This is a genomic window from Pseudomonas sp. DWP3-1-2, assembly GCF_049896285.1.
In the GTDB taxonomy this organism is placed as follows: domain Bacteria; phylum Pseudomonadota; class Gammaproteobacteria; order Pseudomonadales; family Pseudomonadaceae; genus Aquipseudomonas.
The window spans coordinates 314,804-341,242 of record NZ_JAFCTZ010000001.1 but is presented as its reverse complement, the minus strand read 5'-3'; the positions used below and the strand labels follow the sequence as shown (position 1 = coordinate 341,242).

Annotated in this window: 26 protein-coding genes; 11 read left to right on the top strand and 15 right to left on the bottom strand. The window is 59.6% G+C overall.

The window, feature by feature from the left end; all coding sequences use genetic code 11:
* Nucleotides 1-335: 335 nt before the first annotated feature.
* The 3 genes from ACP7B0_RS01650 to ACP7B0_RS01640 form a co-directional block, all read right to left on the bottom strand.
* Nucleotides 336-1,085: a maleate cis-trans isomerase family protein gene (locus tag ACP7B0_RS01650; RefSeq protein ID WP_426139183.1), complete on the bottom strand. Its 750-nt coding sequence runs from the start codon at nucleotides 1,083-1,085 to the stop codon at nucleotides 336-338.
* Entirely contained in the window at nucleotides 1,063-2,562 is a 1,500-nt protein-coding gene (locus tag ACP7B0_RS01645) for a bifunctional 3-(3-hydroxy-phenyl)propionate/3-hydroxycinnamic acid hydroxylase (RefSeq protein ID WP_426139182.1), read from the bottom strand. The genes ACP7B0_RS01650 and ACP7B0_RS01645 overlap by 23 nt, the downstream gene beginning before the upstream one ends.
* Nucleotides 2,563-2,627: 65 nt before the next feature.
* The gene (locus tag ACP7B0_RS01640; RefSeq protein ID WP_426139181.1) at nucleotides 2,628-4,052 is read right to left on the bottom strand and encodes an MmgE/PrpD family protein; all 1,425 of its coding nucleotides are present in this window, start codon (nucleotides 4,050-4,052) and stop codon (nucleotides 2,628-2,630) included.
* A 381-nt stretch (nucleotides 4,053-4,433) separates the two neighbouring features.
* Here ACP7B0_RS01640 and ACP7B0_RS01635 point away from each other — a divergent pair, with 381 nt between their 5' ends.
* The 3 genes from ACP7B0_RS01635 to ACP7B0_RS01625 all read left to right on the top strand — a co-directional run bounded on the left by ACP7B0_RS01635 (nucleotide 4,434) and on the right by ACP7B0_RS01625 (nucleotide 6,859).
* Nucleotides 4,434-5,366, top strand: a complete 933-nt coding sequence (locus ACP7B0_RS01635) for a fumarylacetoacetate hydrolase family protein (protein WP_426139180.1) — start codon at nucleotides 4,434-4,436, stop codon at nucleotides 5,364-5,366.
* 124 nt (nucleotides 5,367-5,490) lie between these two features.
* The gene (locus tag ACP7B0_RS01630) at nucleotides 5,491-6,270 is read left to right on the top strand and encodes an IclR family transcriptional regulator (protein ID WP_426139179.1); all 780 of its coding nucleotides are present in this window, start codon (nucleotides 5,491-5,493) and stop codon (nucleotides 6,268-6,270) included.
* A gap of 58 nt (nucleotides 6,271-6,328) precedes the next feature.
* A complete protein-coding gene (locus tag ACP7B0_RS01625) occupies nucleotides 6,329-6,859 on the top strand; it encodes a carboxymuconolactone decarboxylase family protein (RefSeq protein ID WP_426139178.1) in 531 nt (176 codons plus the stop codon).
* A gap of 52 nt (nucleotides 6,860-6,911) precedes the next feature.
* Here the strand turns inward: ACP7B0_RS01625 and ACP7B0_RS01620 are convergent, their stop codons facing one another.
* On the bottom strand, nucleotides 6,912-7,409 hold the full coding sequence (locus ACP7B0_RS01620) for a flavin reductase (RefSeq protein ID WP_426139177.1): 498 nt from the start codon (nucleotides 7,407-7,409) through the stop codon (nucleotides 6,912-6,914).
* On the bottom strand, nucleotides 7,406-7,699 hold the full coding sequence (locus tag ACP7B0_RS01615; RefSeq protein WP_426139176.1) for a hypothetical protein: 294 nt from the start codon (nucleotides 7,697-7,699) through the stop codon (nucleotides 7,406-7,408). Before ACP7B0_RS01615 ends, ACP7B0_RS01620 begins: the two co-directional genes overlap by 4 nt.
* 375 nt (nucleotides 7,700-8,074) lie before the next feature.
* On the opposite strand from ACP7B0_RS01615, the gene ACP7B0_RS01610 reads away from it, so the two are divergent.
* The 3 genes from ACP7B0_RS01610 to ACP7B0_RS01600 all read left to right on the top strand — a co-directional run bounded on the left by ACP7B0_RS01610 (nucleotide 8,075) and on the right by ACP7B0_RS01600 (nucleotide 11,222).
* Entirely contained in the window at nucleotides 8,075-8,926 is an 852-nt protein-coding gene (locus ACP7B0_RS01610; RefSeq protein WP_426139175.1) for a fumarylacetoacetate hydrolase family protein, read from the top strand.
* A gap of 41 nt (nucleotides 8,927-8,967) precedes the next feature.
* A complete protein-coding gene (locus tag ACP7B0_RS01605; RefSeq protein WP_426139174.1) occupies nucleotides 8,968-9,603 on the top strand; it encodes an NADPH-dependent F420 reductase in 636 nt (211 codons plus the stop codon).
* Nucleotides 9,604-9,893: 290 nt separating this feature from the next.
* Nucleotides 9,894-11,222 (top strand): MFS transporter, encoded by a 1,329-nt coding sequence (locus tag ACP7B0_RS01600; protein ID WP_426139173.1) that lies wholly within the window; start codon nucleotides 9,894-9,896, stop codon nucleotides 11,220-11,222.
* Between the two features lie 78 nt (nucleotides 11,223-11,300).
* On the opposite strand, the gene ACP7B0_RS01595 is transcribed toward ACP7B0_RS01600, so the two are convergent.
* From ACP7B0_RS01595 to ACP7B0_RS01550, 10 genes are all read right to left on the bottom strand, one after another.
* Nucleotides 11,301-12,077: a helix-turn-helix domain-containing protein gene (locus ACP7B0_RS01595; protein WP_426139172.1), complete on the bottom strand. Its 777-nt coding sequence runs from the start codon at nucleotides 12,075-12,077 to the stop codon at nucleotides 11,301-11,303.
* Between the two features lie 135 nt (nucleotides 12,078-12,212).
* Entirely contained in the window at nucleotides 12,213-12,560 is a 348-nt protein-coding gene (locus ACP7B0_RS01590) for a Rieske (2Fe-2S) protein (RefSeq protein WP_426139171.1), read from the bottom strand.
* Nucleotides 12,561-12,562: 2 nt separating this feature from the next.
* Nucleotides 12,563-12,874, bottom strand: coding sequence for a YciI family protein (locus ACP7B0_RS01585; protein WP_426139170.1), 312 nt, complete (start codon nucleotides 12,872-12,874; stop codon nucleotides 12,563-12,565).
* 3 nt (nucleotides 12,875-12,877) lie between these two features.
* On the bottom strand, nucleotides 12,878-13,750 hold the full coding sequence (locus tag ACP7B0_RS01580) for a dioxygenase (RefSeq protein WP_426139169.1): 873 nt from the start codon (nucleotides 13,748-13,750) through the stop codon (nucleotides 12,878-12,880).
* A 36-nt stretch (nucleotides 13,751-13,786) separates the two neighbouring features.
* Nucleotides 13,787-14,854, bottom strand: coding sequence for a maleylacetate reductase (locus ACP7B0_RS01575; protein WP_426139168.1), 1,068 nt, complete (start codon nucleotides 14,852-14,854; stop codon nucleotides 13,787-13,789).
* A gap of 8 nt (nucleotides 14,855-14,862) precedes the next feature.
* The gene (locus tag ACP7B0_RS01570; protein WP_426139167.1) at nucleotides 14,863-16,326 is read right to left on the bottom strand and encodes an aldehyde dehydrogenase family protein; all 1,464 of its coding nucleotides are present in this window, start codon (nucleotides 16,324-16,326) and stop codon (nucleotides 14,863-14,865) included.
* 91 nt (nucleotides 16,327-16,417) lie between these two features.
* A complete protein-coding gene (locus ACP7B0_RS01565; protein WP_426139166.1) occupies nucleotides 16,418-17,437 on the bottom strand; it encodes a hydroxyquinol 1,2-dioxygenase in 1,020 nt (339 codons plus the stop codon).
* Nucleotides 17,438-17,488: 51 nt separating this feature from the next.
* On the bottom strand, nucleotides 17,489-17,983 hold the full coding sequence (locus ACP7B0_RS01560; protein WP_426139165.1) for a hydroxyquinol 1,2-dioxygenase: 495 nt from the start codon (nucleotides 17,981-17,983) through the stop codon (nucleotides 17,489-17,491).
* A 129-nt stretch (nucleotides 17,984-18,112) separates the two neighbouring features.
* On the bottom strand, nucleotides 18,113-19,042 hold the full coding sequence (locus ACP7B0_RS01555) for a LysR substrate-binding domain-containing protein (protein ID WP_426139164.1): 930 nt from the start codon (nucleotides 19,040-19,042) through the stop codon (nucleotides 18,113-18,115).
* Nucleotides 19,043-19,266: 224 nt separating this feature from the next.
* Nucleotides 19,267-19,932, bottom strand: a complete 666-nt coding sequence (locus ACP7B0_RS01550; RefSeq protein ID WP_426139163.1) for a GntR family transcriptional regulator — start codon at nucleotides 19,930-19,932, stop codon at nucleotides 19,267-19,269.
* 254 nt (nucleotides 19,933-20,186) lie between these two features.
* Here ACP7B0_RS01550 and ACP7B0_RS01545 point away from each other — a divergent pair, with 254 nt between their 5' ends.
* The 5 genes from ACP7B0_RS01545 to ACP7B0_RS01525 are packed head-to-tail and all read left to right on the top strand — an operon-like array spanning nucleotide 20,187 to nucleotide 26,377.
* Nucleotides 20,187-21,419: an NRAMP family divalent metal transporter gene (locus ACP7B0_RS01545; protein WP_426139162.1), complete on the top strand. Its 1,233-nt coding sequence runs from the start codon at nucleotides 20,187-20,189 to the stop codon at nucleotides 21,417-21,419.
* A gap of 28 nt (nucleotides 21,420-21,447) precedes the next feature.
* Complete coding sequence (locus ACP7B0_RS01540) at nucleotides 21,448-22,218, top strand: LamB/YcsF family protein (protein WP_426139161.1); 771 nt, start codon at nucleotides 21,448-21,450, stop codon at nucleotides 22,216-22,218.
* Nucleotides 22,215-23,021, top strand: a complete 807-nt coding sequence (locus ACP7B0_RS01535; protein ID WP_426139160.1) for a putative hydro-lyase — start codon at nucleotides 22,215-22,217, stop codon at nucleotides 23,019-23,021. Before ACP7B0_RS01540 ends, ACP7B0_RS01535 begins: the two co-directional genes overlap by 4 nt.
* Nucleotides 23,022-23,030: 9 nt before the next feature.
* The gene (locus tag ACP7B0_RS01530; protein WP_426139159.1) at nucleotides 23,031-24,650 is read left to right on the top strand and encodes a 5-oxoprolinase/urea amidolyase family protein; all 1,620 of its coding nucleotides are present in this window, start codon (nucleotides 23,031-23,033) and stop codon (nucleotides 24,648-24,650) included.
* The gene (locus ACP7B0_RS01525; RefSeq protein WP_426139158.1) at nucleotides 24,647-26,377 is read left to right on the top strand and encodes an acetyl/propionyl/methylcrotonyl-CoA carboxylase subunit alpha; all 1,731 of its coding nucleotides are present in this window, start codon (nucleotides 24,647-24,649) and stop codon (nucleotides 26,375-26,377) included. The genes ACP7B0_RS01530 and ACP7B0_RS01525 overlap by 4 nt, the downstream gene beginning before the upstream one ends.
* Nucleotides 26,378-26,439 lie beyond the last annotated feature (62 nt).

Here is a 26,439-nt window from a genome sequence, read left to right as displayed (position 1 = left end):
GATGCCGTTCGTGAACGACAACACGGGCGGCAGCGACGTGATCAATGACGATGCGTGGATCAAGGTTTGAAACTCGTGTTATAGGCTTGCGGAAAGCCGACCGAAGGCTTGACCTTGGCCGTGTCGAGTGGTGTGGTGTGGTGTGGTGTGGTGGGAGACAGGATGTACCGCTGGCAGCCAGAACAGCGCCAATGCTTACTTCGGCGGCACATGCTTGAGCCGGAGTTCGAACCGATCATTCGCGGCGATCATCGTCGGCAGGTAATCGGCAGGTAAACAGTTGGACGAGTCGATCGCCGTAGCGGGCCTCATTGACCCGCGCGAGCTTCAGACCGTCATGCCATCTCGAATAGCTTGCCGAATCCGCGCACAGGCTCTGTTCGCCCCAGGAGGCGCAGGCAATGCCACAACATGGCCTGGTTGCTCGTCACCACCGGCCGCCCCAACTCAGCCTCCACTGTTTCGATGATCGAAGACACGTTGATTGCCGTGCAACTGAGAAAGTAAATGTCGGTGGAGTCGTCTCGATAGTTTCGCGCAAGCTCAAGCCACTTGGCGGGCGGCACTGCGGCCATGCTCGTGCCTTCCAGCAAGCCTAATCCGACCTGGCTGACCACCTCATAACCGAAATGTTCGAGATAGTCGACTTCGCGCAGATTCACCTCCTCGATATAGGGCGTGATCAGTACGATACGCTTGGCCCGCAGCACGTTGAATGCAGCCAGCAGCGCATCCGATGTCGCCGTTGCCGGACACCCGCTGGCTTCAGCAATACGCGATGAAAGCTTTTCCCCCATGCCCGGATCAAATGTCGAGACCGCCGTGCAGTTGAAAACGATCAGGTCCACGGCCGCGTCGGCAAGCAGGCTGCTCGCTTCCTCTATCTTCTCGGTCATCCCCAGCAACGCGGCCTTTGACGAGCCGGCAAGTTTCAACCGGGTCGTCAAGATATTTACCCCCGGTGGCAGCATTCGTTGAATCTCGGGCTCGGCCATGGAGTTGCTCGACGGCAACAGCATGCCAATTTTCAGCGGCGCCGCCAGCGCAGTCGCTGGCGATGTTTCAAGTACGGCGTGAGTGTTCATTTTCGTCTCCTCCGGGGAGATAGGTTGATACGTGATCCAGCACCTCGGTGCTATTGGCAACCGCCAGAATGTACCGGTCGGGGCGGATGATTACCGCTCTGGTATTCAACTCGTCCAGGTGCTGCCGCGCCTCGTCCGGCACACGCACGACGCCATTGATGTCCCATAGCGCCTTGGTCGCCGGCGACACCGAATCCAGCAACTCGCGATCGCCAATGACAGCGAAGTTCGAACCCACGAATTCATCGAGCGGCAGGCCGGATTCGAGCAGTGGCTGCGCGAAGATAAATCCGGCAGGAAGGTCGTCGGCTCTGTGAAGGCCCGCACCGAGCCGAGGCACGAGGGAACTCATTTTTCGTGGCCCCTGGCCCAGTTTGACGTCTCGTTCGCGGGCTTGCTCGGGGTCAATCGTCTGGATGATGTCTCCAACTTCGATTGCGTGCTCGATCGTCGCGCGAACGTGCGCAGACCGCTCTTGTTCATAGGTGTCGAGCAGGTCATCCGACGCGCGCCCCTTGATCACCCAATCCAGCTTCCAGGCCAGGTTGGAGGCGTCCCGGATGCCTGCACACAATCCCTGCCCGAGAAAGGGTGGCATTTGGTGAGCGGCATCCCCGGCGAGCAATACCCGCGACCGGCGCCACGGGTGAGCAATAACTCCATGGAACACATAGGTCACGGCGCGTTCGATTTGCGCGTCGTCGGGAACCAACCAGGGTGACAACAATCCCCAGACGCCCTCGGGCGCAGTGAGTGCCGCGACGTCATCGCCAGGCATGACCATAAATTCCCAGCGTCGCCGGTCGCCAACGCACCGCATGTAGGTCGTGGGTCGCTGGGGATCGCAAAATTGAACGGTGCCGTCGGTGAGTCCGTCGACTTCCCGCTGCATGATCAGGTCTACCACCAGCCATTTTTCGTGGCTGCCCAGATCCTCCAGCGGCACTTCAAGGATGCCGCGCACCTGCGATCTGCCGCCATCGCAGCCGATTAAATACTGCCCGTTGACGACTTCTGGTGTCGTATTGCCCCGGGAGACGAATTGCGCCTGAACCCCCTCTTGCGATTGCACCACAGACACCAGTTCGCAGCCGGTCCTGATGCTCACATCCGCAAAGCGATCGAGCCCTTTTCGCAAAACGGCCTCCAGCGCGGGCTGATGAAACCGATAGCTGGGGTGCCAGTTGTGCGGGCCAACGGTATCCGGCCTTGGCCAACTCAGAATTACCTCGTGATTGAGGTTCACAAAGGTCATACCGGGGTTCACATGCGTGAACGGCAGGGCCTGTTCGGCCAATCCTATCGACTGCAACACGCGCATCACTTCACCATCGAAATGCGTCGCTCGCGGCAATGGAAAAGTCTCATGGGCGGCTTCTATCACCGTCACCGACAGCCCAAAAGTCGCGAGCAGATTGGCGAGCGTGGCGCCCGTAGGCCCGAGTCCAACAATAATGACGTCTGAATAGTTGCTCATGACAATGCTCATGATGGTGTGGGGTTGATCCAGATGGCTCAGCGCTCCAGTGGTGCGAGGTCCAGCTAGCTGCGAAGGTGCGTCAATTGCGTCGGGTCCCGTTCCGACTCGCGTCGGTCAAAGCCCGTGAGTTGTTTCCACACGCTGGCGCGAGCGTGTGCAGAGTTCGGTGCCTCCAGGCACAGGTTCTCGATCTTCAAGGCGGCGCTCGGTTCAAGCAGGCCTCTGGCCAGCCGGCGAAACTTGCGTCTCGCATCCTCGATTTGAAAGGGTAACTGCGGATCGCCCAAGGCATGAATAATCGTCTCGCTGGCGATGACCCGATCACCCACGAGCAACTCCACCACCGCCGGATAGGATTGCGGTGTAGCGCCTTGCAATTGCTCGTCAGCCACGACGTCGATCTTGCCTGCAAGGCGCGTCATCTCGACACTGCGATGCGCCTGCGTACGGTCGACATCAAGCAGGTCATCGGGCATGACGCCCATCAGCGCAAGGTTGTAGGCGCAACTGGTGACACGCGACAGCCTGCTGGTTTCCACGTCGTAATGCGCCACCATTTTCGCGTGGGACGGAGGCAATCGAACGCGCACCGCTGTCAGCGACTCGTGTGCGATACCCTGGTCAAGCAACTGCCTGAAACCAAACATTGCTGCGATGTTGTGCTTCGCCGCGCAGTACGGCTTGATGCTTGTTTCAAGGAGCGCGGGAGTGCCTTGCAGAATGCTCGCGATGCGAGTGTGCGAAAGGGTCATCCCGCGCATCGGCGACGCTTGATCATTCTCAAGTAAGCCCCGATCGCCCGTGAAGCCTGCGGCGGCGCTCATTGCAGCGGCGCAACCGGTTCGGGCCGCCATTCCAAAAAGCAGCCATCTGGCCGAAGTTCCTCGCACCGATGCAACCCCGGCACTCGCATTGCCTCCCGGCCGACCATTGGACGCAGTCAGCGCAATCGACAGCGCGTGGGCCGTACGCTCCGCGTCCAGGTTCAGGAGCTTTGCGGTGACTGCCGCCGCCGTGACCGGCGCCAGCAGCAGGCTCGGCCAAACCCCCTGATGCAATATTTGCGGCCCCGACACCGCCTCCCCCAGGCCGGTCATTACTTCATAGCCAACGTGAACCGCTTGTGCAAAACGTTCCTGGCCAAGCAACCCGCACGGTACGTTGGCAGCCAGGGCCAACGCGGTCATGACCACCAGCGCGCCGGGCGTGGTGCACGACGCCATGTGGATATCGTCGACCTCGGTCAATCTCGCCGTGGCAGTAAATAACCCTACCGTATCGAGCACCGACGAATCGAACGATGCATGACCCGCGGCCAGGCCTCCTCGCAGTCCGTTGAGGAGCCGCCCCTCAGTGGTTGCACGCCCGGCAATCCAGGCGCCCACAGTATCGAGCACATGGACCGAAAGCATTGGCGCAGCGGACTCCATTGCATCGAGGGAAAGGCCTGCGGTAATCCGTTGAGCAAGCGTGTCAATGAGCGTCATCGAAAATGTTCCTGGGCCGGCGTAGACGCCTGCCGTCACTGAGAGTGCGCAAGGCGCGCTGGATCAAAACTTAGCACACGAAAAAGAAAACTATCAATCAAATCTTGAATTATGAGAAATAGAAATTTATGTAAAATTCCTAGCAAAAAGACCTTTTACCTCCATATAAACCTGAGATAATTCCACTTTTTATCGATAAAAAATCACACATAAGCAATTTACCGTTTACGATTAAATCTCACAGTGATAGATTTGACATTAATTGATACCTAGCTATCGACGAGATCCATACGATCACGACGGCGCTCAATCGGCCTCCTCCGGACCACAAGCCTTTGCAGGCCCTGTGTCCAACTCCTCAACAACAAGAGATTCTTGCCAATGAAACTAGCGTTCTTCGATTCATACAGACTCGGCCTGATCGTCGACGAATCGATCGTGGACATTTCGTCATTGATCAGCGGATTTCCTTACGCAAACCCCAACGATGCGATGATTCGCCTGATTGAGAAGTTCGATGAATACAAGGGCGCATTAGAGAAGGCGCAAAGTCACGGGGAACGGATCGATCTGTCGCGCATTCGGCTCCGGGCACCTTTGCCCAAGCCGGGCAATATCGTCTGCATGGCGGTCAATTACATGGAAGACGGCACCCTGGCGGAGCCGCCACTGATCAATGCATTCCACAAGGCGCCCTCCTGCGTGATAGGCCCGGGAGACACCATGGTGCTTCCAGATATCCCGGCGATCGTTTTCGAAGCTGAAGCGGAACTCGCGATCATCATCGGGCGTCGGGCCGATAAGGTGGCGGCGGCGGACTGGCGGGACTATGTGTTCGGATACACCAATTTCATGGACGGTTCCGCTCGCGGAATGAAGCCGGAAAAGAACAGTTTCTTCCAGGCAAAGTCGAGGAACACCTTCGCCCCGATGGGACCCTGGATCGTCACTGCGGACGAGATTTCCGATCCGCAGAACCTGGACATTGCAATGAACCTCAACGGCCAACCGAGGCAACGTTTCAATACCAATGACATGGCCCACAGCATCGCAAAAAGTATCGAGTGGCTAAGCCATATCCACCCGCTCGAACCCGGGGACATTATCGCTACAGGTACTAACCATCGCGGCCTTGGGGCCATTCAGAACGGCGACGTACTCGAACTCTCGGTTGAAGGCCTGGGCACGCTGTCGGTCAACGTAAAGGACGATCTGCGTCGAACCTGGTCGAACGAAACGCGCCTGCAACGGCAGACCCAGGGGCTGAATGCGCTCTCCCCGCAGTTGACCGGCAAATATGCGGCCAGCCAATAGAACGCGCGCCGTTGCAGGCTCTCAGGCTTTAAGGTGAGAGCCTGCAGGCGCTGCGCCGTTTGCTTGCACGCTTAACCTGCGCTGACTACCATGCTGGCGTCCTAACCTCCCTCTGAAGCTCTCAATGTCCAGCCTAACTAAGATGCTGTCGATACTCGATTTTTTCTCGATCGACAAGTCCACCTGGTCGCCCGAGGATTTGATCGCCGAAACAGGCCTGTCCCGGCCGACGGGATACCGTTACCTCAAGGAACTGTGCGACTCCGGTCTCCTCAGGCGTGCGGAGAGCGGTTACTCGCTGGGGCCTCGAATAATCGAGATGGACTATTACATCCGCCAAAGCGACAGGCTTTTGATCGCGTGCCAACCGGTGATGAATCGATTGGCGCAAGAGACCGGCTGCGACATTTTGCTCGCGAGCATCTATGGGGTGCGGATTCTTGCCGTTCACCAGGAGCAGGGTGAGCTATCGTGCCCCGTCGCATTCGGTCGGGGCCGCCCCATGCCGCTCTTTCGCGGCGGCGGGTCGAAAGTCATCATCGCTGCGCTGTCGCCGGCCAGACACAAGCGCCTCTATGAAAGCCACGCGGCGGAAATCGCCGAGGCCGGTCTCGGCGAAACGTGGAAAGCGTTCCGTACCCAAATGCTCAAGATTCAGCATGAGGGGCATGTCATCTCGGTGGGGCAACTGGATCCCGACGCCGCCGGCGCCGCCGTTCCGCTGTACACAGGGACATCACTGGAACCGGCAGCGTTGATTCTGGTGACTACCCGCTCGCGCTTCGCCCTCACTGATCAAGCCAGATTGATCGAGTTGATGAAGAACAGCGCCCGACAGATTGAACTTGCATCATCACGCGACAGCGCGGCGGGCCTAGTGAACCGCCAAGGCCCTGCGCAATAACAATCCGGACAACTGCATCCCCATGCTCGGCGCATCGCCGACCAAACAGAGGCTTCCCATGAGTCAGATTCGAGTTCCCGTTGTCACACCAGGTACAAGACCCGAGCTCGCTGAGCTTGAGGACACCATCAAAAAGTCACGCGGCGGCAATATTTCCCTGCTCTACCAGGTGCTTCTCAATAGCGCCCCGATTGCCAGCGGCTGGGAACAAATGCTATCAGCCGTTCGCAATCACAGCTCAATCCCGGCTGACTTGCGCGAACTCGCGATCCTGAGAGTCGCCGTGCTTAACCGGGCCGAATATGAATTCGAGGCGCATGTACCTCACGCCCTCACCGCCGGCCTTACCAAGCAAGCCATCGATAACCTGCGCACTGGCGCTGTGTTCGACGCGCAGCTGTTCACGGAGAGCCAGACCCTTGTCCTCGAACTTACAGACAAGATGACGCGCGAGGTGGCCGTGCCGGATGCAGTGATGGCGCGTGTGACCGCGCGGTTCAACGCGCAGGAAGTCGTAGAGCTCGTCGCGACGATTGCCGCCTACAATATGGTCTCCCGATTCCTCGTGGCACTTGCAATTGCCCATTGATTTGGCGGCGTTCCTGGTCGCCCGCACGCAGTGTGCAAGCGCCCAGGTCCATTCACTCTTCCCGCCGGTGTACCGCGATCGGGTGGTACTTACGGGCGTAATAAGCCAGCCCCGAGTGGTCTTCCGGCTCTATGCGTACCGAGACTATGCCGCACAGGAAAATACTGTGAGTGCCGGCCTCGACGGTCTGGACGATGCGCGCATCGAAGTTGACCAGTGCGTTCTCCAGCGCGGGGGCACCCGTTTCCAGCACGCTCCAACGGTCAATCTGAAACCGCTCCTGCACCGTCGCCGCGCCTGAGAAGGTTCTGGAGATTGTCTCCTGCCCTGCCGTGAGCACATTGACGCACAAGACGCCATTGCTGCTGAACACGTTGTGCTGTCGACTGTTGCGATTCATACAAACCAGCAACATCGGTGGGTCGTCCGTCACACTGCAGACGGCCGACGCCGTGAAGCCGCCCGGGCCGGCAGGGCCATCCGTGGTAATGACGGTAACCGCGCCGATGAGGCGAGACATGGCTTCACGAAAGTTGGTTTGATCGATCATTTGGGGGCCCGCGATGCTTGATGGGAATACAGCGAAGGTTCGTTATTGAAAACGTAACGATCCATACCGAGCGGCGTCTTCGACCTGGCTGGAACAGCCTCACGCGAAGGGAAGATCAAATCACTGTTATCTTCCACCGAAAGGCCTACGGCAAAAAAAGACAGGGGCTCGTCGTTGAACAGCGCCTGTGACGATTGACCGCCCAGACGCAGTGTCAATGTGGCTACTGCGCGTGTGATCCAGACACCGAATCTCTGCGGACCTCCAACGTTAAAGCTCAGGAGCTTCATAGTCTCTTCTCTCTCTTATTAGGGTTTCAGCCATAGCTGCGATGCAACGCATCGGCCAAGCCCGCTCGGGCGAAATCAGACTAGTGCCCACGCAGGCAACCAAACAAGCACACCCCCTGTTCTGTCCGTTCTGTGTATCAAGCTCTTGGGAGACGCAGTGATCAGTTGCCGGCGGTTTTCAACAGCTCGGATCAATCACAACTGCGCGGCTCTGATGCCCTGATACACACACCGGACAGAACAGGGGGTGTGCTTGTTTGACGCTCCAGCGCAGGCCTAGTCTTCTTCGACCCGGGCGAGGCTTGACGGATGCGCTGCATCGCGTGCCTCTGGCCCAAGGGACGATTGCCGACACCCTGATAGAGAGAAGAGACGATGAAGCTCCTGAGTTTTGAAGTTGATGGTTCACCGCGATTCGGTGCCTGGATCGATGGCGGGGTCGTCGATCTGACGCAACGCCTGGGGGGTAAATTTCCTGATCTGCTGAGCGTGCTGCAAGCGGGCGCGCTGCCAAAAGTTGCCGCGGCTCTGGACGGCGCGAAAGCCGACTTCGCCCTTGAGCACATCAAGTTCCTGCCCGTTATTCCCTCGCCGCCAAAAATCATCTGCATTGGCGTCAACTACGAAGAACACCGCTCCGAGATCGGCCGCGAGCCAACACTCAAACCGCCAGTTTTCGGGCGCTTCAGTAATTCCCAGGTGGGCCACCTGGGAGTGATTCCGCTGCCGCCCGAATCCGAAAAACTCGACTATGAGGGCGAAATTGCCGTCATCATCGGCAAGGCCGGACGCCGCATCCCTTCCGATCGAGTCTGGGAACATATCGCCGGTTACGCGCCCTACAACGACGCTTCGGTTCGTGACTGGCAAGGCCATACCCACCAATGGACGCCCGGCAAAAACTTTTTGCAGACCGGTGGGTTCGGACCCTGGATGAGCACGGCTGACGAATTCGGGAATGATCCCGAGCTGCATCTCAGCACTCGTTTGAATGGCCTGGAAGTACAGCGCGCCACCAGTCGGCAAATGATCTTCTCGATTGCTGAACTCGTCACGTATTGCTCCACATTTACCCAGCTTGAGCCAGGCGATGTGATCGTTACAGGCACACCTGGCGGCGTAGGCGCACGCCGCTCCCCACAACTGTTCATGAAGCATGGCGATATCGTCGAGGTGGAAATCTCGGAAATCGGCGTGCTGCGCAATGTGATTGCAAAAGAAGCGTAAGCACTGCTCATCCCAACGTAAATAATCAAGGATTAAACATCATGGCAATCGGAATTCTGGGCGCAGGAAAAATGGCGCAAATGCTAGTCCCTAAACTGGTATCGAGTGGTCATCACGTCATCATCAGTAACTCCAGAGGCCCCGAGTCCCTGCAGCCGCTGATCCAGCAACTGGGTACAGGCGTGAGTGCCGCGGAGTCCGGGCAGATGCTCGCTGAGGCCGATGTGGTAATTCTGGCCACGCCGTGGGAAAAAACACCTGCGGCCATCGCTGCCGCAGGCTCATGGGCCGGCAAAGTGGTTATCGACGCGACTAACAATCGACGCGGCCCACGCCCAGAGGACCTCATTGATATCGGCAGCAAAGGTTCCAGCGAAGTCGTCGCCCAGATGATTCCGGAAGCGCATGTGGTGAAAACCTTCAACTACGAACCTATCCCGGTGTTTGCCGCAGGCCTTCCGGCAGAAGGCGACAGTGGTGCGATCTTCTTTTCGGGAGATGACGCCCAGGCCAAGGCAAAGGTGGCTCAGCTGATTCGCGATCTGGGGGGCGAGCCGATAGACGCGGGCTCGCTGGTTGAAGGTGGGAAATTGCACGGCATGGGCGGCCCGTTGTCGCTTAAGCTGAAATTGCTTGCGCCCAGGGAAGCGAAGGCGCTGCTGAGTACGGTTCGTTAGGTTCGGCAACGGGAAGCCGGCCTGATCGCGGCGGGCAAACAAGATGAGTGAGGTTGCCCGTGAAAGCGGATACTGGTCACGGATTTGCCCGCCGCCAACCTCAGCATCTCGCCCGCGCCATGACCAGCCTGCGGCCATGCCCGCCAGCGTATCTCACCTCGGTTGTACGCGACGCGGACACACGGCTTGCGTTGGTTCAGCGATATTTCTTGCGTTGCCGTCTCGCTCAAGAACTCACTCTGCCACCGCGGAGTGATTGGACAGACCTCAGATTTGATTGGCAGATCCTCATGACAACAATAAAAACAAAGACAAGTTTGCACTCGCGCTGGGTTGTACTGGGCGCACTGGCGTTCATGATGTGCGTCAGTATGGCGCTACCCATCTACGGCGGCAGCGTGCTCGGCACCTATATGACCGCAGAGCTCCACTGGGAACGTAGCACCCTGGGACTCCTGATTGCCGCCAACATGGCCGCCAATGGTCTGTGTGCACCGTTGGTCGCTGCGCTGACGAGTAAAATCGGCGTGCGCTGGTGTCTGATCATCGGCTGTATCTTCATGGCGGCCGCATCGGTCGCGCTAGCAACCTGGGTGACCGCACCGTGGCAAGCTGCGGTGACCTTCGCGGCGATTGGCGTTGCAGCAACGTTCGCCAGTGTCATCCCCTGTCAAACGGCCGTCGCCGCCTGGTTCGGCCACCGGCGCGCATTCGCATTGTCATTGCTCTACGCTGCCATGGGTATCGGCGGTTTTATCTTCGTGTGGCTGATGACCTGGGCGATCCAGGGCTCGACAATCGGCTATCGAATGGGCTGCTGGGTGTTCTTCGGCTTTTCGGCTATCGGCCTGGTGGTCACCCTGCTGTTGGTGCGCGACAAGCCCGAAGTCGATCAATTCGACGCCTGGGAGCTTGCTGACAGCCAACGACTGGCCGCACGGCCGTTCGCGCCACCCCCTGCGCCGATCAATCTTGATCTGCGAATGCGCAAAGTGCTCTGCTCACCGGCGTTGTGGGCGATCTATTTCAGCATGTTTGCGACCACCTGCGGTTCGGCCTTCGTCATTGCGCATGCGCAGGCCCATCTGCGCGATATCGGGCACTCCCCCGTGCTGGCTGCAGCGACCATTTCGATCATTTCCGCGGCCATGGTTGTCGGCAATTTTGGTATCGGCTCGGTCGCGCAACGCCTTGGCCCACGCCGAGCCTACTTCGGTGCCCTGGTGCTGTTTGGGGTCGGCCTTTTCACACTGATATACGCGAGCGGGTCAGTAGGCTTATACGGCTACGCGATCCTGTACGGGCTGGGTTTCGGTGCAGCGCAAGTCGGTCCCATGGTGTTGTTAAGCGGTTACTGGGGCGTCCAAGTGTTTCCGATGCTTACCGCGCTTGGGCTGCTGATCCAAACTGCCGGCGCTGCAGTCAGCCCGATTGCGGCGGGCATCTATTTCGACAGCTCGGGTCACTACCAACCGGTCAACCTGGTGATTGTCATCATGACCGTGATCGCGATGGTCTTGCTGCGCTTGATTGGCCCGCCGAAGGCCAGTGGTGTTCAAGGATGGGGGTTGCCGTCCACTCCTGAACGCATGGAACACTCCTCCAAGCCGAACGCCTGAAACCCTCAAAAGCGGCGGGGACCCACAAATTCCCCGCCTGCCTCTTAACACCTTGTAAATCGCCAACCCACGCGTGATCTACCACTCGATGCCCGCTGTCTCGAGGTTGTGCTCTATTTCCGCCTTGGCCTCGCGCAGTACGGGTAGACAGCGCGAAATGGCGGCCTGCGGACTGATCACGGTGGACGGCCACACGGTGCTGATGCAGCCGAACACCCTGCCCCGGCAAAGCACAGCCAGTGCAATACTGTTGCAACGCTTGTAGGGGACCTCATCAGACGTACAGTACCCTTTCACTTGAACCGATCGGATCATGTGAACGATGCGTTGTGAGTCACGAGCCGCGTGGTCTTCCGGCGCCTGGGACTTGCGTAGATGCGCCAAAATCTCGCGTCGCTGCTCGTCGCGGGTGAACGCCAGATACGCCCAGCCGAGTGGAGTCGACAACATCGGAATCCGCCTGCCAACGGCACTCAATCCAATCGACTGCGGGGTAAAACGGTCGGTGCTTTCGCGCACGACGATGCCATCATCCTCAAAAGTAGACACTGCGCTCGGCCACTTCAGCTGTTGCCGGTGCCCAAAAAGCACCGGCGTGGCCACCGAAACGAACACCGATTCACAGGTCATCCCGCCGCTCAGACGACGAACCGCGATGGTCAGGTGATAGGTATTTTCATCGGGATTCACTCGCTCGACAAAACCACCTTGAGAAAGCGTCTCGATGATTCGATAGACAGTTGGCAAGGGTAGCTTGAGCGCCTTGGCGATATTTTGCGCCGAGGCGGACCGTACTTTGTTGAGATACCCCAAAACGTTAAGGCCACGATCAAGGGTTCGCAGTCGCGTTATCATTCGGCCACTCCAATCAAGTCACTCAGGTCAACCTACGCTCACCCGTCTTGCCTCGCAAGCCCATGATATGCGTCGGGCCAGGGGCTCTGTCAGGTTGGCAGGAGGGCGCGCAGGATTGCGCAGTACACAGGTTTTTTACTGTTGAGGTTCGAGGTCCAGCACCAATCGATCTTCGACCCAGCGCACAGGCACCGGTTCTAATCGCGCGCCCTTGCAGGGCCCGTCGATGCAATGCCCGTCTTCAAAACGAAACATCGCGCTGTGGTGAGCGCACATCAGGATCTTGCCGCGATACGTGCAGAACTCTTGCGGGCGATAGTCCAGAGGCACAGAAAAATGCGGGCATCGGTTGATGTACACCCGCACTTGTTCGCCTTGGCGCACCGCCACCAGCCCGCCGGGGTGCAGTTGTTGATGCTCAGGCAGCCCTAAGGCGCCGCCATCGGTGATGTCATTGAGTCGGCACAACGTAATGGCGCTCATGATCAGCCACGCAATTGCGGGTTGCCAAGGCTCCAGTGCCACGGGCGGATCTGGATACTGGCAAACAGCCCGGCCCGAACATAGGGGTCCTCCTGGATGAACGCCTCCACCTCCGGCAGACTGCCCGCTTCGATCACCAGCAACGTGCCATTCATCGCCTCCCCCGTATCATCGAGGGTCGGGCCCCCAAGCCGAACGATCACCCGGTGCATCTCGGTAGCCCGCAAGTGGGCTTGATGACTGGGCCGCAAGCGCTGACGCAAGGCCAGTGAGTCGGGATGGTCTGTCGCGAATACCGCAAAAAAATGGCCCATGATTCACTCCACCTCCATGACGAATTCGTAACACGCACGTTTGAACGGCAATTCGATACCCAGGCTCGCGGATAAGTCATCGTGCGTGACACGGTGCTCATAGATCACTTGCAACGACTGTTTGACGCCGAACACTGCATCGGAGTCCAGGTAGGGATCATTGTGATTGAACAGGTGGGTGACCAGCTTGCGATAGCCTGGCCTGTCGATCATGAAATGCAGGTGCGCGGGCCGCCAGGGATGACGATTGGCGGCATTGAGCATGCGTCCCACCGGACCATCGGTGGGGATCGGGTAGCACACCGGGACAATCGTGCGAATCGCAAAATAACCCTCGTCGTCGGTGCGATAGCGGCCGCGCAAGTTACCGAACGGCTGCGCGCTGTCCTGGCCCGAATACATGCCGTTTTCGGCAGTCTGCCAAACGTCCAGCACGGCGCCGGCCAGTGGATTGCCATGGGTATTGACCACACGACCGCGTACCAGCGCGGGTTCACCCGCAGTGAACGCCATGTTTTCGCCGTACTCGCGATCCGGCATACCTTCGATGTAGAACGGGCCAAACACAGTGGTCTCGGTAGCGCTTGCACTGTGCCGGTGATTGATCGCATCGACCAGCATCGACACGCCCAGCGTGTCCGACAGCAGGATGAATTCCTGGCGCACCAGGCCGTCGCACGTCTGGCCGGTTTCGGTCAAAAAGCGGATGCCTTCAAACCACTCCCGCTCGGTCAGTTCGACATCGCTGACAAATGCATGCAGGTGGCGAACCAGGCTCTGCATGATCTGTTTGTACCGCGCATCGGGAGCGTCGTTGAAACTGCTCACTGTCTGCTCTGAGATCAGCGACTCTATGGCTTTGTCTTGATCGGTCATTATTGTTATTCCGACGGGGATAGACACAGCGAAGCGTCAGGCCGGCGCCAAGCCTTGCATGGCGCGGGTCAACAGCGCTTCGATCGGGCCTTGTTCAAACGGCCGTGGGTTGTAATAAGGGCTGGCACAGGCAATGCGTGCCGCCTCGGCCGGCCCATTTTCAGGCAGGCCGATATCTGCCAGTGCCAAGGGAACGCCCAACTTCTGGTTCAGTGCGTACAACAAGGCGCCCACCTCGCTCGCTTCGCTGCCGCCCAGCGCGCGGGCGGCGCGTTGCAATGACCCGGCCGCCGCCTCACGATTGTAGTGGGCGGCGTGTGGCAGCACGATCGCATGTGCCTGGGCGTGCGGCAGGTTGAAAGTACCGCCCAACGTGTGGCAGAGCTTGTGGTGCAAGGCCATGCCTACCGATCCCAGGCAAATACCCGCCAGCCAGGCGCCATACTGTGCCTGGCTGCGGGCTTGCGGGTCATTTGGATCATTGACCACACCCGGCAGGGCCAGCGCCAGCGCGCGAATCGACTCTTCGGCCATCAACCCGATGATCGGATTGGCATCCTCCGCATACAGCGCCTCGATGGCGTGCGCCATGGCATTCATTCCCGAGCAGGCGGAAATCTGCGCCGGCAAGGTCAGCGTCAACTGCGGGTCGTAGATCACAGTCTTGGGCAAAACCCTCGGATCGCGTCCGGTTTTCTTCAGGCGGTTTTCGGTGAGCCCGTAGATCGGGGTCATTTCCGAACCGGCGTATGTCGTCGGAACCGCCACGATCGGCAGGCCCGAATCCATTGCAATCGCCTTGCCCAGACCGATCGTCGAACCGCCGCCCACGGCCACACAACAATCAGCATCAAGCCGGGCGGCTTCAATACGCGCCGCTTGCGCCACTTCCAGCGGAACATGCATCACTGCCTGGGGATAGACGCCTGCCGCACGATCGCCGAGCAAAGCCGCGACCTGTTCACCCAATGCCTGTTGTTCAGGTGTGGTGAGAATCAGCGCGCGCGTGGCACCCAGACGTTCGATCTCTTCGGCCAGCGCCGAGAGCTTGCCCCAGCCAAACACCACGCGGGTTGGCAGGCTTTGGTACACAAAAGGATTCATGGCAGGCCTCAACGTTTGAAGTGCGGTGCGATGTTGGCGTCGACATTGACCCAAACCGAACGAACTTCGGTGTAGTCATGGATCGCTTCAAACCCCATCTCCCGGCCATAGCCCGACTGCCCAACGCCACCAAAGGGGCTGCCGGGGCTGACGCGTTTGTAGCAGTTGATCCAGCACATCCCCGCATGAATGGCGTTGGCCATTTTATGCGCGCGGGTCAGGTTCTGCGTCCACAGGCCACTGCCCAGCCCGTACTGCGTGCTGTTGGCGATGGCCAGGGCCTCTTCGTCGGTGCCAAATCGCACCACCGTGACGAATGGGCCAAAGACTTCTTCCTGGCACACACGATCCTCAGGCGACGCTTCGACAATGGTCGGTTCAACGTAAAAACCATCTGCCAATGCTTGATCATCCGGCGCCTTACCCCCGGCGAGGACCCTGCCGCCCTGCTCGATGGCGATATCGATATAGGCCAGCACGCGGTCGCGGTGCAGCGCCGAGGTCAACGGTCCCATTTCGGTCTCGGGATCCATCGGGTCGCCCAGGCGTATGGATTTGGCCAACGCGACAAAACGTTCAAGAAAGCGGTCGGCAATGTCTTTATGCAAGATCAAACGCGAACCCGCGATGCACGCCTGGCCCTGATTGTGAAAGATCGCCCATGCGGCGCCGTTGACGGCCGCTTCGAGATTGGCGTCTTCGAATACGATGTTCGCGCCCTTCCCGCCCAGCTCCAGTTGAATGCGCTTGAGATTACCTGTCGACGCTTCAACAATCCGGCGACCGGTCGCGGTCGAACCGGTGAAGGCGATCTTGCCGACATCCGGATGCTCCGCCAGCGCCTGCCCGGCAGTGTGCCCGTAGCCCGGCACCACGTTGACCACGCCTTTGGGGATGCCGACTTCAGCCATCAGCTCGACAATGCGCAGGGTCGACAGCGGCGTGATTTCCGACGGCTTGATCACGATGGTGTTTCCTGCTGCCAGCGCCGGGCCCATCTTCCAACTGGTGAACATCAGCGGAAAGTTCCACGGCACGATTTGCCCTACCACACCGATCGGTTTGCGCTGTACGTAATTGAGAAATCCGGCTTCGACCGGAATCACCGAACCTTCGATCTTGTCCGCCATGCCGCCGAAATAGCGGAAACAGGCCGCCGTGCGCGGAACATCCAGGCCACGGGAATCACGAATCGGGTGGCCGGTATTCAGGGATTCGAGTTGCGCCAGTTCTTCGCTGCATTCTTCGATTTTGTCGGCGAGTTTGAGCAACAGCCGCCCGCGTTCAGCAGCGCCAAGGCCGGACCAGGCAGGGAACGCGCGCTTGGCAGCGGCGACGGCAAGATCGATATCTGCGGCTTCGGCGGCGGCAACCCGGGTGATCAACGAGCCGTCATGGGGTGACACGACATCGATGGTGCCGCAGGCGACCGCATCAACGAATCGGCCGTCTATATAGAGCTGATTTTGCATAATACTTTCCTCTCACCGCGTCGATGGCGCAGTGTCTGGCGATTTGATTCCTGGACGCATCGCCCAGCGGACGCTGGGCTGGAGAGCGGTCTTAAAACGCGATCGGATACGGCGTAAGTTCGCCGCTTTCGTAGCGTTGCGGCAGGTTCGGCGTGGCGTTTTCCCACACCAGCAGCATCGAGCGCTTGGTCGAGTAGCCCTGATGTCGAATGTCGGCCGGCATGGCGCAGATGTCGCCGGCACGCATGGTAATGCGCGCGCGTGGGCTGCCGTTATCCTTGTCGCCGACGTCCCAGAGGATTTCATCGGACAGTTGCAGGAACCACTCGACCCGGTCATTGCCATGGAACACCGGCAGTATGAATTCTTCGGTGGTCGGGCAGAACAGGCTGGCCTTGCACACCGAGGTAACCGACGGGTTCCAGGTCACATCGGAACGCGACAGGTACTTGAACAGGCTGAAGGCATGCAGTTCACCTTCGAAACCTTCTGCGGCATGCACTTCCGGTTCGCCTTGAGAAACATCAGTGAACTGACGATTGACGGGCAAATCGTTACGCAACGGTGAATCATCCGCCAGGCCAGGCATGCGTTTGGTGGCGATGCGGAAGCGTTCAATGGCTTCAATATTGTTGCCGTTCTTGCGACCGAACGCCGTACCGGTCTCTTCCGGCGCCGCAAACGGGTCAAAGGTAGCGTTGGTCCAGTCGCGCAAAATGGCTTTGAAGGTTGCCATGATCAGCGGTGTTTCAAAATTTTCGGTGTAGTTGACGCCTGCGGCTTTCAGCGTGCCATTGAAGGTGCCGGCATACAGGTCGACTTTACCGTAGTAGTTGCGGGTGCCGATGACGTGGTCGAAGTTGACCCAACCGTAGAAAAAGCCCCAGGCCACATCGCGCATCATGGCGCGCAGAAAGGCATCGATCGGAATCAGGTGCGAGCGCGTCTGACCTTTGGCGGGCCAAGTGATACGGGCAAAATACTCGTCGCGCGACAGCTCGAACGCGCCGAGTTTGAAGGAGCAGTAGCCGGTAACGGCATGGGGCCGGCTGACCTGGACTTCGTCTTCGGCAAAGGCGGCGTTATCGGCGGCGTTCTCAAGCATGGCCATGACGGGATTCCTCTAGTTTTTCTGATTATTCTGAGTGGAAAACAGCGGGGATCACTTGAAGCAGATATCTGCCCACTTCTCGATCGACAACGGGCCTTTAATGGTCTGCTGCAATAACACGCCAGGACGACTGGATTCGAAGCGATAGGCGGCGCCCTGCGGCAACAGGCACTGATGGCCGCGCTTCAGCAGCATGTAGCCCATCGGCTTGCCCGCTGGCATTTCACCCGCCAGCCGTGTGCCCTCGCCGTCTGTCAAAGGGGTGTCGAGCTTGAGGAAATCCACGCGTACTTCGCCATCCATCACGATGGCGAATTCGTCGTGCGCCGCCGTGTACCAAGGCGACTGACCTTCGGCGCGCAGGGTTTCAATGACGTAGCCGAGATTGAGACCGACGACGATTTTTTCATAGGGAAGGGATTTTTCCGCCACCTCGAAGATATTCGAAAAGGCGTAATGGCTGGCCTGGCCGCTGATGATTTCAACCGACCCTTTGCTGTAGTTGTCCAGCGAGCCGAAGACCGTTTCGATTGCAGCGCTGCTCATGGTTTTTCACCGTTTTGTTGTTGTAGTCACAGTGAGCCCACAGTACGTCGGCCTTGCTCGGGGAACAATGAGAGCGACGGCGACAACAGTGTTCGCGAAATGCAAACAATGTACCGAAAAGCGCACCGCTCAACGTACCCAGCCGCGCTCCAGCAGGGGTTTGTCCCAACACGGCTCATCGCCGAAGCTTTCCACCAGAAAATCAATCAGCGTGCGCACTTTCAAGGCCCGCCGTTGGGTAGCCGGGTACACCGCAGAGAAATTGAAGGACGACAACGCGTATTCAGGCAGGACGGGAATCAACCGGCCGCTGAGCAGGTCGTCGCTGGCTACCAGGGTCGGCAGGCAGACAATGCAGACCCCGGTCGACGCATAGTCGCGCAGCAAATGGACCGAGTTCGAGCGGACATGCCCCGGCAGGCTCAACTCGACGTGCTCGTCTGCGCCGGTGAAGATCCAGCGATTACGCGACGGATAGCCCTCGTACAAAGCAATCTTGTGTTGCAACAGCTCCTGCGGGTGCTCGGGCACGCCGAACTCGGCGGCATAATCGGGTGACATGCAGAACAACCGGCGCACGCTGAACAATCTGCGTTCGATCAGGGTTTCGGCCATCGGCGGGAACATCTGGAACGCCACATCAAAGCCTTCTTCAATAGGATCCACCACCCGATCATTAACGATGACGTCGACCTCAATATCGGGATAAAGCCGCGTGAACTCGGCCAGCATCCTGCCGAAGTGACCGATGGCAAAACCTGGCAGCATCTGCACGCGCAATTTGCCGGTTGGCTTGGCGCGCAACTCGCGCATATGCTCGGTCAGCGAATTGAAACTCGCGACCATATCCGCACACTCCTTATAGTACGTCTCCCCCACCTCGGAGAGCCGCACATGACGGGTACTGCGGTGGAACAGCGGCGCGCTGATGAACTGTTCCAGTTGTTGAATGCGGTGGGTGACCACCGAGCGGGTGACGCCCAATTGCTGAGCCGCCTTGGCGAAGTTGCCAGTCTCGGCAACGCGGACAAAGGCTTCGACACTGAGTAAACGATCCATGGGGCAGACTCTCTGGATGTTTTTATAGGAACAGCGTGGCTAGCCTGTTGCCACCTCGCACTCCACATCCGTGAAGGCACGCTACTTGTCGCTCTGTACCAAAAACCGCGGTTGCGGGGAGGAAACCTGAGAGCCCAGGTGTTAACTGGTTACCCTGGACCCTCCTTAGTCTTGAGCATCATCCACTGCGCATACCCGCCGCCTTCAATGTCATGCGCGCTCAGTTATCGTTTCATACTGCGTTCATAGGCTGCCAGGACGGTGCGTTCCGATTGGACCAGATAGGCCTCGAGCATCCGGGTTGCATCCTCTGGTCGCCCCTCTTCTACACAACGCAGGATTGAAACGTTCATGTCGACATAAGGCATGTGCAGGAATTCGGGATCACCCAGCAAGCCGAAGGCCAGCCGTAGCTCGGCCGATATCTGCCCGTAGAACACCACCAAGCGCGGGCTGTCGGCCAGCTCGACGATAGCTTTGTGAAACATCATGTTCGCGGTGCCGACGGCCATCCAATCCTTCGCTTCGCGCGCTCGCATGCCCACCTCCACTGCTTCACGCATATGCACTGTTCCCGGGTGCAGCGGGTAACCCTGAGCGATGGCCTTGCATTCGATGAAGCGGCGTACACGATAGATGTCGATGATCGACGCCATGTCAGGCTCCGCCACAGTGACCCCTCGATTGGGCTCATGCTTGAGCAACCCCTCACGGGTCAGGACCCTGAACGCTTCTCTCAAGGTGTTGCGGGAGATCTGCAGGCTTTCGGCCAGCGCCGCTTCGGACAGCCGTTGGCCCGGGACCAATTCACCTTCGACGAGCATTCGGCGGACCTCCTGGGTAATGGATTCACCCAGCGAGCGAGGAAGGGAATGTGAAGCGTCGTTCATGTGCGATCCGGATTCAGAGAAAGTCACTTTGATGTTCCATGAGAGCTCAGCGCATGGCAAGGAGCAAGGGCTCCGCGTGCATCATTAAGTAACACGCAGGTGTGATCAGGTTACAAACCGGTGCATATTGTCTGTCTATCTGATATGTATTGTTCAACAATCTAACGCCTATATATCAACACTATAGGTCTTTTAACTGAACCTTGGCACGCTCGTTGCTCAACCGAGTCATCCCCCACCATAGGAATGATGCCGTGACACAGACCGCTCAAGATTTCGCAAAGGCGCGACGCTCTTCCCTGATCGCAGCCATTTTCATGATGGCAACCTCTGCCATCGGCCCTGGATTCATCACCCAGACCGCCACGTTTACGGCCAAGATGGGTGCGGCATTTGCTTTCGGTATCCTGGCCTCGATTCTGATCGACTTCGTGGTTCAACTTAACATCTGGCGTATTGTCACCCTGACCCGAATGCGTGCCGCAGACGTGGCCAACAAAGCGATTCCGGGCAGTGGTTACCTGCTGGCGGTACTGGTGATCTTCGGCGGGCTGGTGTTCAACGTCGGCAACATCGCCGGTGCCGGGCTGGGGCTGAATGCGCTGATGGGGCTAGACGCAAAATGGGGCGGCGGTCTAAGCGCCCTGCTGGCCATCGGCATCTTCCTCTCCCGCCGCGCCGGATTGGCCGTCGACCGCCTGATCGTCGTGCTGGGTCTGGTGATGATTGGCCTGACGCTGTTCGTAGCCTTTGCCTCTAACCCGCCACTGGGTGAAGCCCTCTACCAGACCGTACTTCCTGACCAGATCAATTTCGCCACCATTACCACCATTGTCGGCGGCACGGTCGGTGGTTACATCACCTATGCCGGGGCTCACCGCTTGCTGGATCGCGGTACTACCGGGGTCGAAAATCTCCAGGCAGTGACCAAAGCAGCCCTGAGCGGCATCATGGTTACCGGCCTCATGCGCTACATTCTGTTTCTCGCCATCCTCGGCGTCGTTGCCAGCGGCGTAGTCATCGACACCTCGGGTCAGGGCGCCAATCCGGCTGCACAAGCCTTCCAGGCAGCGGCCGGGCAGATCGGTCTGCGCATGTTCGGTCTCATCCTGTGGGCCGCCAGTATCACCAGCGTGATCGGCGCCGCTTACACCTCTATTTCCTTTGTCACCGTGTTCAAGCCGAACATCACCGAGCAGGGCCGCAACCGCGCCACCACCGTGTTCATCGCCCTGTCGCTGCTGATCTTTGTCCTGATGGGTACTGCCCCTGCCGCACTGCTGCTCTTCGCGGGCGGTTTCAACGGCCTGATACTGCCCATCGGCCTGAGCATCTTTATCTACGTCGGCTGGCGCCGGTCCGACCTCATGGGCGGTTACCATTACCCACGCTGGCTGCTGGTGCTGGGCGCCCTGACCTGCCTGCTGACCTGGTACATGGCAATCAAATCCGTAGGGCCGATCTTCGCCTTCCTCAACGTCGCCTGAGCCCGATAACGAACAAGGAGTCACGTTAATGCCAACGATAGATATCAACAGCGACCTGGGCGAAAGCTTTGGCGCCTGGAGCATGGGCGACGATGCCGCGATGCTCGATGTCGTGACCAGCGCCAATGTCGCCTGCGGCTTTCACGCTGGCGACCCGGCCGGCATCCTGCGGACACTGAAAGCTGCAGCGGCAAAAAATGTCACCATCGGTGCCCATGTCGCCTACCCGGACAAGGTGGGCTTTGGCCGACGAAACATGGACGTGGCCAGCGATGAGCTGACGGCCGACGTGATCTACCAGATCGGCGCGCTACAGGGCCTGGCCAAGGTCGCCGGCACCTCCGTGCGCTATGTGAAGCCCCATGGTGCCCTGTACAACACCATTGCTCACGATCGCCGTCAGGCGCTGGCCGTGATCGAAGCCATCCGCGCGATCGACGCCAACCTCATATTGGTTGCCCTGGCAGGTTCAAGCCTGATTGAACTGGCCCGTGACGAGGGTTTACAGTGCATCGCCGAAGCGTTTGCCGACCGTGCCTACACACCGCAGGGCACCCTCGTCTCTCGCCGCGAACCAGGCGCCGTGCTGCACGATCCCAAGCTCGTCGCCCAACGTATGCTGCGCCTCGTTGAAGACGGCACCCTTGAAGCAATCGATGGCAGCCTGACCAGAATCCAGGCCGACTCGATCTGTGTCCACGGCGACAGCCCGGCAGCGGTGGAAATGGCCCGTGAGCTGCGCCGCGTGCTGGAGCAGGCCAACACGTCCTTGCGACCCTTTGCTGGAGGTCGTCCATGACTGCCCTTGATCTCGCTCGTCAGTTGGCCATCGCCGCTGGCCGTGAAGCACGCTTCGCTTACCGTGGCGGCCTGGTCACCCCCACTGCCGGTATCGCGCCGGGCATGACTCAAGCGAATCTGATCGCGTTGCCGCGAGACTGGGCCTATGACTTCCTGCTGTATGCCCAACGCAACCCCAAAGCGTGTCCGATCCTTGACGTCACTGATGCCGGAAGCCCAGGCACCCTTCTGGCTGAAGGCGCTGACCTGCGAACGGATCTGCCCCTGTACCGCATCTGGCGCGACGGGAAGCTGGTGGAGGAAGTCAGCGACGCCACAAAGGCCTGGGCCGAACACGACGACATGGTGGCCTTTCTGATCGGCTGCAGCTTTACCTTTGAAACGGCCCTGCAAGAGGTCGGCATTGAAGTGCGGCATATCGCCGATGCTTGCAACGTGCCGATGTACCTGACCAACCGTGCCTGTCGGCCAGCCGGACGGCTGAAGGGTGACATGGTGGTTTCCATGCGACCGATCCCCGCCGGTCGCGTGGCCGAGGCCTCCGGTATCTCCGGACGCTACCCCTCAGTCCATGGCGCCCCGGTGCACATCGGCGAGCCTGGGTTGCTTGGAATTAAGGACCTGGCTCGACCCGACTTCGGCGACGCCGTACGCATCGAGCCAGGCGAGATCCCGGTGTTCTGGGCTTGCGGAGTGACGCCTCAGGCTGCGGTCATGGCCTCGGGCGTGCCCTTCGCGATCACCCATTCGCCCGGCCATATGTTCATCACCGATGTGCCTGACAGCACGTACCACGTCTAGGAGCCTCCTGTGCGTTTTCTACCGGTCAACCTGGACGCCCTGCTCGTCGAATTGAACGACCTGGACGAGACCCTGGCATTGTTCGACGCCCTGACGGCGGAGCCTATTGCGGGCGTGGAAGAAATCATTCCTGCCGCACGAACCCTGCTGATCCAATTCCGCCCCAGCGCCATTCACCAGCAGACGCTCGTTAATCGAATTGCTGGCCAGGACCTGAGCCAGCGGCGCGCGATCGAGCATCGCCGGGTGGAAATTCCCGTTCATTACAATGGTGAAGACCTCGACGAGGTCGCCACACTGCTGGGGATCAGCCGCGCCGAAGTGGTCCAACGCCACACCGCCCATGACTACAGCGTGGCCTTCTGCGGATTCGCTCCGGGCTTCGCCTACCTCACGGGTGGTGCCGGCTTCCAGGTCCCTCGCCGACAAACGCCACGCACCCGCATACCCGCAGGTGCGGTTGCCCTGGCGGGAGAATTCAGCGGGGTTTATCCCCAAGCCAGCCCCGGTGGGTGGCAAATCATCGGCGTCACGCCTTTGCAGATGTGGGACCTGAATCGCGCGGAATCGGCCCTGCTCCGCCCAGGTTATAAAGTGCGGTTTACCGATGCCGGCCCTCTCCCGGCGGGCGGCCTGCCCGCCCCTACGATGCCGGCAAGTGCCGATGCGCCCAGCGGTGCCTATCTGGAAATCATCACCCCCGGTTTGCACAGCGTATTGCAGGATATGGGCCGTCCCGGGCAGACCGGCCAAGGTGTCTCCCGCTCCGGCGCGCTGGACCTCGGCGCCCTGCGAGCGGCCAACCGCGCGGTGGGCAACGCCTCGGACATGGCCTGCGTGGAAGCGGTACTCGGCGGCCTGAGCTTCGTCTGTCATGGCCGTGCCGTGATAGCGATCACCGGCGCGCAAACCCCGGTCATCATCACCAACGCCAGTGGCCTGCAATGGCCTGCCGACAACTATCAGCCCATCGAGCTGGAGGCCGGTGACAAGGTCAGCCTCGGTTCACCTTCCGCAGGGCTGCGCAGCTATCTGGCGATTCGCGGCGGCTTTGAGGTCGCTCCGGTGCTCGGCAGCCTCTCGACAGATACCCTCGCTCAGGTAGGCCCCCCTGCTCTCGCGGCCGGCGACCGACTGGGTTTTGTGCCGCTTACGACAGGCACCAGCGTATCGCTGAACGAAGCACTTGCCTTTGATCTGCCCACGACGTCCAACATCGTGACCCTCGACGTGATCATGGGGCCGCGCACTGACTGGTTTACCGAAGACGCCATCCAGCGTCTGAGCAGCCAGCTCTGGCGCGTCACCTCACAGTCCAACCGCGTCGGTATTCGTCTGGCCGGTGAAACGCCGCTGGAACGCAGCAACCACCAGGAGTTGCCCAGTGAAGGCACTTCCGTCGGCGCCATTCAGGTTCCGGCCAGCGGCCAACCGGTTATGTTTCTTGCCGATCACCCGTTGACCGGTGGCTATCCGGTGATCGCCGCCGTCGCCAGCTACCATCTCGACCTGGCTGGCCAGATACCCATCAATGCTCAGATTCGCTTCAACCCTTTGGACGGCTTCAAAGAGATCCAACCGATTACGGAAGCCTCTTCTTCAACTGCCGATGTGAAAAAACTTCCATGAAAAAACTACTGATTGCCAACCGTGGTGAAATTGCCGTCCGCATCGCCCGCGCCTGCCGGGACTACGGCGTGCAGTCTGTCGCGGTCTATGCCGACGCGGACATCGACGCCCTGCACGTACGCCAGGCCGACGAGGCCTACTCATTGAATGGCCAGCGCCCGACCGAGACCTACCTGGATATCGGCAAACTTATCGCCGTCGCTAAACGCAGCGGCGCCGATGCCGTGCACCCCGGCTATGGTTTTCTGTCTGAACGGGCCGACTTCGCCCGGGCAGTGATTGACGCAGGGTTGATCTGGGTCGGTCCCAACCCGGAGACCATCGATGTGCTCGGCGACAAGGTCGAGGCGCGAAAAATTGCCCAGTGGGTCGGCGCGCCTCTGGTGGCCGGTACGCCTGGCCCGGTCGAAAGCGCCGCCGAAGTATTGGCCTTTGCCGAACAGCACGGCCTGCCGATTGCCATCAAGGCTGCCTTTGGCGGCGGCGGACGTGGCATGAAAGTCGCCTGGCGCATGGATGAAGTGGCTGAATTGTTCGCCTCCGCCGTGCGCGAAGCGCAAGCGGCCTTTGGTCGTGGCGAGTGCTACGTCGAGCAGTTCCTCGACCGTCCTCGACACATCGAGGCGCAGATCCTCGCCGACAAACACGGCAAGGTCGTCGTCGTCGGCACGCGTGACTGCTCCTTGCAGCGGCGCAATCAGAAGCTTGTGGAGGAAGCACCTGCGCCCTTTATCAGTGACGAACAGCGCCAGCGTATTCACCAATCTGCTCAGGCTATTTGCGCCAAAGCCGGCTACGTCGGTGCCGGCACGGTGGAGTTCCTGCTCAGCCAGGATGGCACCCTGTCGTTCCTCGAGGTCAATACCCGCTTGCAGGTCGAGCACCCGGTGACCGAAGAGACCACGGGGGTTGATCTGGTGATCGAACAGCTGCGGATCGCCGACGGTTTCCCGCTCTCCTTCAGTGAGACGCCGCCCCCACGGGGCCACAGCTTCGAATTTCGCATCAACGCGGAAGACCCGGGCAAAGGCTTCCTTCCCACTCCCGGTCAGATCACCGATTTTCTGCCCCCGTCCGGCCCGGGTGTGCGCCTGGACAGCGGCGTGATAAGCGGCTCGCGAGTGCCCAGCACCTTCGATTCGATGATGGCCAAACTGATCATCACCGGCGCCACCCGCGAACAGGCTATTGCCCGCGCCCGGCGCGCCCTGGCTGAATTCAACATTGAGGGCATCGCCTCGGTGCTTCCGTTCCACCGGGCCGTGATGGACCATGACGACTTCACCGGTGCCGATAAATTCGCCGTGCACACGCGTTGGATCGAGACCGATTTCGCCGAACAGATCATGCTCGCCCCTCGTGCCGCTGTATCGGCCGACCCCGACATCCTGCGCACGTTTGTCGAGATCGACGGGAAGCGCCACGAACTCGGCCTTCCGGCTGCGCTGCTGCGAGGCGTCAGCCTGAATGCAGCGAGCACCGCCAGCGAAAGCGCGGCCCCACCCGAGGTCACTGATCCGCAGGCGGTACTGACGCCCGTGGCGGGGAATCTGCATACCTGGGTGGTCGAAGACGGCGAGTCGGTGAGCGCCGGGCAAGTGATCGCAGTTGTAGAAGCCATGAAAATGGAGAGCTCGGTCCTGGCACCTTGCGAGGGTCGGGTGCAGATCACCAGACAGGCAGGTGAGTATTTTGAAGCCGGCGCGGTGATTGGCCGCGTTAATTGATTTAAACGCTGTTCTTTTTGCGGGCAGTACGCGCAACGGGCTAACAACCCGTTTGCACGGGA

Bases quoted from the DNA above. Each gene is read 5' to 3' on its own strand.
- ACP7B0_RS01650 (WP_426139183.1), bottom strand. From the start codon at position 1,085: ATGAACACTCACGCCGTACTTGAAACATCGCCAGCGACTGCGCTGGCG.
- ACP7B0_RS01645 (WP_426139182.1), bottom strand. From the start codon at position 2,562: ATGAGCAACTATTCAGACGTCATTATTGTTGGACTCGGGCCTACGGGC.
- ACP7B0_RS01640 (WP_426139181.1), bottom strand. From the start codon at position 4,052: ATGACGCTCATTGACACGCTTGCTCAACGGATTACCGCAGGCCTTTCC.
- ACP7B0_RS01635 (WP_426139180.1), top strand. From the start codon at position 4,434: ATGAAACTAGCGTTCTTCGATTCATACAGACTCGGCCTGATCGTCGAC.
- ACP7B0_RS01630 (WP_426139179.1), top strand. From the start codon at position 5,491: ATGTCCAGCCTAACTAAGATGCTGTCGATACTCGATTTTTTCTCGATC.
- ACP7B0_RS01625 (WP_426139178.1), top strand. From the start codon at position 6,329: ATGAGTCAGATTCGAGTTCCCGTTGTCACACCAGGTACAAGACCCGAG.
- ACP7B0_RS01620 (WP_426139177.1), bottom strand. From the start codon at position 7,409: ATGATCGATCAAACCAACTTTCGTGAAGCCATGTCTCGCCTCATCGGC.
- ACP7B0_RS01615 (WP_426139176.1), bottom strand. From the start codon at position 7,699: ATGAAGCTCCTGAGCTTTAACGTTGGAGGTCCGCAGAGATTCGGTGTC.
- ACP7B0_RS01610 (WP_426139175.1), top strand. From the start codon at position 8,075: ATGAAGCTCCTGAGTTTTGAAGTTGATGGTTCACCGCGATTCGGTGCC.
- ACP7B0_RS01605 (WP_426139174.1), top strand. From the start codon at position 8,968: ATGGCAATCGGAATTCTGGGCGCAGGAAAAATGGCGCAAATGCTAGTC.
- ACP7B0_RS01600 (WP_426139173.1), top strand. From the start codon at position 9,894: ATGACAACAATAAAAACAAAGACAAGTTTGCACTCGCGCTGGGTTGTA.
- ACP7B0_RS01595 (WP_426139172.1), bottom strand. From the start codon at position 12,077: ATGATAACGCGACTGCGAACCCTTGATCGTGGCCTTAACGTTTTGGGG.
- ACP7B0_RS01590 (WP_426139171.1), bottom strand. From the start codon at position 12,560: ATGAGCGCCATTACGTTGTGCCGACTCAATGACATCACCGATGGCGGC.
- ACP7B0_RS01585 (WP_426139170.1), bottom strand. From the start codon at position 12,874: ATGGGCCATTTTTTTGCGGTATTCGCGACAGACCATCCCGACTCACTG.
- ACP7B0_RS01580 (WP_426139169.1), bottom strand. From the start codon at position 13,750: ATGACCGATCAAGACAAAGCCATAGAGTCGCTGATCTCAGAGCAGACA.
- ACP7B0_RS01575 (WP_426139168.1), bottom strand. From the start codon at position 14,854: ATGAATCCTTTTGTGTACCAAAGCCTGCCAACCCGCGTGGTGTTTGGC.
- ACP7B0_RS01570 (WP_426139167.1), bottom strand. From the start codon at position 16,326: ATGCAAAATCAGCTCTATATAGACGGCCGATTCGTTGATGCGGTCGCC.
- ACP7B0_RS01565 (WP_426139166.1), bottom strand. From the start codon at position 17,437: ATGGCCATGCTTGAGAACGCCGCCGATAACGCCGCCTTTGCCGAAGAC.
- ACP7B0_RS01560 (WP_426139165.1), bottom strand. From the start codon at position 17,983: ATGAGCAGCGCTGCAATCGAAACGGTCTTCGGCTCGCTGGACAACTAC.
- ACP7B0_RS01555 (WP_426139164.1), bottom strand. From the start codon at position 19,042: ATGGATCGTTTACTCAGTGTCGAAGCCTTTGTCCGCGTTGCCGAGACT.
- ACP7B0_RS01550 (WP_426139163.1), bottom strand. From the start codon at position 19,932: ATGAACGACGCTTCACATTCCCTTCCTCGCTCGCTGGGTGAATCCATT.
- ACP7B0_RS01540 (WP_426139161.1), top strand. From the start codon at position 21,448: ATGCCAACGATAGATATCAACAGCGACCTGGGCGAAAGCTTTGGCGCC.
- ACP7B0_RS01535 (WP_426139160.1), top strand. From the start codon at position 22,215: ATGACTGCCCTTGATCTCGCTCGTCAGTTGGCCATCGCCGCTGGCCGT.
- ACP7B0_RS01525 (WP_426139158.1), top strand. From the start codon at position 24,647: ATGAAAAAACTACTGATTGCCAACCGTGGTGAAATTGCCGTCCGCATC.